The following is a 3,697-nucleotide window of genomic DNA, read 5'->3' as shown; positions in this document are numbered from 1 at the left end:
TGTGTTTCCACTTCTTCGAGCGTTCTCTGAAGCCTCTCAGTCTTTTTCTTATTTTCGGCCGTGGAATTAAAAAGCACGTCCCGGCTTTCTAAAATCTCTACCGCTTCCAGCAACAGTTTTCCCCATGTTATATAATCTTTTAGCCACGGAGAAATCTCCCGAATCAGCTTGTCATCAAGGTTATCCAAGAGCTTCTCTCCCCCGGATAGCATCGTCTGCCCTTCATTTTGAAGAATGGTTAATGCCTTTTCCAAATCTCCGTTTATATAAGCAGCCTTAAAACTTTCCATTACCTCTGTTGGCTTTTCTGATTCAGCTGGGTGCAGTGGACTTTGCATATTATAGAGTGCAAAATGCTCAAAAGCATCAGAGAGCTCCCCGAAAAGCTCCTGAATTGTCTCTTTCCACGCTTTTTCAGGTATATAGTTCCATGGGTCTGAAAAGAATTTCGCTGCACATCCTAAAGCGACTTTCGATGCCTCTGGCTGTATCATAGGGTTGAGAACTATCCCGGCAGAATGGTCTGAAAGTTCGGGTGAGCGTCCCGTGTAAGGGCCAATATGCAGCTCGGGAATCATATAGCTGTCGTTCACAGGGTAGTTATCCCAGTAAAGAGCCTTTCGGCCGGTTGATTCTTCAAAAGCCATGGCATCTGAAACAGGAATAGCTTTTGAACAAACTTGCGGGCCGGTCCACATAATCTTGGCATCGGGATCAAGCTTCCTGGCCAATTCTTTCAAATAAGACGAGTTCGGATTCTTGTGATATTCCGTGGGACAAACAATGAAATTCAGATGTTTTACTTCCATTCGCAGCTTTTCTATAACCCTGTTGGCGAAATGAGCTTGAGCTTCGGCGAGGGTATCAAAGCGTTTCTTATCGGTTTCGTCAAATAGCGCAGGGGGTATATCGTCATAGAAAAGCCCGAAGGTTCCAACACCCAGCTCAGCGAAGCCGAGATACTTGTTCACAATTGCTGAAAGGTCATTCTCGCTTGAATAACTCACCGATAAACCGGGGCTAATCGCAACCGAAACAGCCACACCTGATTCTTCACCGAGATAAACCAGTCTTTTGAAAGCCCTCATGAATTCTTCCGGATAAGGCTCTCGCCATCTAAATCTGTGAAGCTCATCGTCTTTTGGGGCATATATGTATAGATTGTATCCTTGCTCTCCAATGAATTTAATAATCTCTTCCCGCCGTTCCATAGGCCACGGTTTCCCATAAAAACCCTCTACCACGCCAAGAATCTCAAAGGCCATTTTTACCCCTCCGTTTCATGGAGCATTTCGTCAAATACACTATCATAATACTACACCGGATCGCGAAAAGGACATTCCTGAGGTTCAAAGCATTTTAAGGCGCGACAAATGCTGTAAAGAACAACAATAAAAAACATGGGACTTTTAGAACATGTCCCATGTTTTTTCAAAAGCGTTATTATTCTTTCAGCGCGCCACCGGTCATACCAATTATGAAGTACTTATGGAATATCGAGAAAAGTACGATTATTGGAACTAACGCAGTAAAAGCAGCAGCAGAAACCAATGTTATATCCATTCCCTCGTATTGATTTGAAAACAGTGTAAGTCCTACTGTATAAGTAATAATGCGGCTTCCAGCGAGCGTTTTCGCGATAATATAATCTCCAAAAGCATAAACAAATGCGTATATCATCGAGGCAGCCAATCCTGGAGCAGCCAGAGGAAATGTTACTTTCCAGAACGCTTTCATATTAGAACATCCGTCAATATAGGCCGCTTCTTCAAGTTCTTTGGGAATACTTGAAAAATACCCGTTCATAAGCCAGATTATCAACGGCATTGACCCAACAGCATTGATAAGTATCAAAACCCAATATGTATCCAACATGTTTATTGTGGCGAACATGTTGTACAAAGGAATAACTATCGACGCTACCGGGATCATTTGCAATGCAAGAATAGCAACCATTATTGTTCGTTTATACTTAAATTGATACCTTGAAAAAGCATAAGCACCCAATGAGCCCGTAAGAACGGCAATTATTGAAGCAGCCGTTGAAATGAAAATTGTATCCAAATAGTATTTGATCCAATCCGAATTAAACAAAACATATTTGAAATTATCCAATGTTAGATTGGTCGAAAAATAGCTTGGTGGAAACTGGTCAAAGGCATTTTTCGGTTTTAAAGCCGTTAAAAACATAGTGCTGAGCGGGAACAGGCTAAACACTGCCCATGAAATTATGAATCCATACGCTAAAAGCTTAATAATAATCCTTTTTTTTCGATTAGTCATTGTTACCTCTCCTTGGATTCAAATACTTTAAGTAAAAAACAGTGGCAATAAGATTTACAGCAAAGAGGATCATTGAAAGCGCGGCAGCATACCCAATCTCACCATTAACGAATCCTGTGTTATACACATATAGACTCAAAACTTCGCTTGCATGAGCCGGGCCACCGCCTGTAATAACGAGAATCATATCGTATATGTTGAAAGTAATCATTGTAGTCATAACGAGATTGATGAGTATAAACGGGGATAATATCGGAATAGTTATGCGGAAAAATCTTTGAATTGCGTTAGCACCGTCTACTTTGGCGGCTTCGAAAACCGAACCAGGAATACTTTGAAATCCAGCTGATTGCATAAGCATTGAAAAAGCTGTGCCTTTCCAGATGTTTATCACTGAAAGTACAAAAATGACGATAGATGGGTTCGTTAACCAATCTCTTCTATCCATGCCTAGTGCTTTTAAAAAAGCAAAATTCAGTGATAAAGTTGGCAAAAAACCTATATTTGCATCAAGAAAATATATCCATGAGTATGCCGCAACTACACTACATGTAATCCAGGGGATAAGGAAAAGAGCCCTGAAAAGTCCTGAAAATTTAACTATTTTGCTATGCAATATGCTTGCAATAAGCAACCCAAAAGCTACTTGTCCTATTACAGAGATTCCAACATATATCAATGAATTCTTTAATGCATTCCAAAAATTGCTGTCTTGAAAGATATCAGCATAATTACTGAAACCCACAAATTCACCGCTATGCATCATTAAATCAAATAGGCTCATGCTTTTTAAGCTTGTGAAAAAAGACCATGCCAATGGAAAAAGCATGAGTCCAAGTAACATTATAACGGCAGGAGAAAGCAGAATAAATGGAGTAATTTTCTTTCGAATAATCAATGTGTATCTCTCCTTTGCTGTCGTTAAATAAACAGCAGGGTGCCCATTGGGACACCCTACTAATTAAATAATTATTTCAATATCTTGTTTACCTTCGCTGCTGCTTTGTCAAGAACCTCTTTAGCAGACACTTTGTTGTAATTCATGACATATTCCTGAATAGCACTTCTGATTATTTCAGATATCTTTGAATATTCAGGGATAGTGGGTCTGAAATGAGCATGGTTCAAAGCAGTTTTTATCTCATCAGCAAAAGGCATTGAGCTAAGAGTATTCAATGCGCTGTAAATGGTCACAACACCATCTTTTTTGGTGCCGGAATTGTCATTCCAGCCGATAGGTCCTGTGAGGTACCAAAGGAATTCCTTTGCCAGATCAACATTCTTGGAAAATTTGCTGATTGAGAAAAGGTATCCGCCTGCAACACATGCACCTGGTTCTCCGCCAGAAGCAGGAGCAGGAATAATTGCAGCGTCAAAAGTGTTGTTAAAGTCTTCCAAAGGCATACCAATATCG

3 protein-coding genes and 1 pseudogene are annotated in these 3,697 nt (G+C 40.3%); all 4 read right to left on the bottom strand.

Annotated elements, in window-relative coordinates:
* A partial coding sequence (locus tag AC3LHT_RS04165) for a protein O-GlcNAcase (RefSeq protein WP_488662071.1) occupies nt 1-1,265 on the bottom strand: 1,265 nt, incomplete at its 3' end.
* Nucleotides 1,266-1,443: 178 nt separating this feature from the next.
* Entirely contained in the window at nt 1,444-2,283 is an 840-nt protein-coding gene (locus AC3LHT_RS04160; protein WP_290647217.1) for a carbohydrate ABC transporter permease, read from the bottom strand.
* Nucleotides 2,276-3,181, bottom strand: coding sequence for a carbohydrate ABC transporter permease (locus AC3LHT_RS04155; RefSeq protein WP_290647218.1), 906 nt, complete (start codon nt 3,179-3,181; stop codon nt 2,276-2,278). Before AC3LHT_RS04155 ends, AC3LHT_RS04160 begins: the two co-directional genes overlap by 8 nt.
* A 71-nt stretch (nt 3,182-3,252) precedes the next feature.
* Nucleotides 3,253-3,697, bottom strand: a pseudogene (locus AC3LHT_RS04150) (hypothetical protein); the annotation flags it as partial.

This window comes from Kosmotoga sp. (assembly GCF_982836095.1).
The sequence above is the reverse complement of the archived record's forward strand: the minus strand, read 5'-3'. Positions and strand labels throughout refer to the sequence as shown.